This is a genomic window from Enterobacter sp. T1-1, assembly GCF_000710795.1.
Lineage (GTDB): Bacteria > Pseudomonadota > Gammaproteobacteria > Enterobacterales > Enterobacteriaceae > Enterobacter > Enterobacter cloacae.
On the sequence record NZ_JALW01000113.1, the window covers coordinates 1 to 316 of the forward strand.

The 316-nt window shown below is 63.0% G+C and carries 1 protein-coding gene; it reads right to left on the reverse strand.

All coding sequences use genetic code 11. From position 1 onward, the window contains the following. On the reverse strand, positions 1-316 hold a 316-nt coding region (locus tag AK59_RS0123215; RefSeq protein ID WP_029883939.1), incomplete at both ends, for a contractile injection system protein, VgrG/Pvc8 family.

The following is a 316-nucleotide window of genomic DNA, read 5'->3' on the forward strand; positions in this document are numbered from 1 at the left end:
CCCAGTAGTCCCACACCCGGTAGCTGCCGGTAAGCTTATCTTCCACGTTGACCTGATGCTCGCCCAGCAGGGTTTTCACAATCTGCGGCACCGTCTGCCCCTGGAAGATACGCAGGTTACGGTCGCGCTTCATCGGCCACAGGTCCGGCTCCACCGTCAGCTGATACACCGCATAGCGCGTGCCCGTCAGCTCAACGGCGCTCACCGCCACGCGCGTGACTTTGCCGTTGATGTAGCGCGGGGTAAGCAGGTTCTGGGTGGGGATGGTCACCGTGACCGGCTGGCCCAGCAGTTTGCTGCGGTCGATACGCGCATC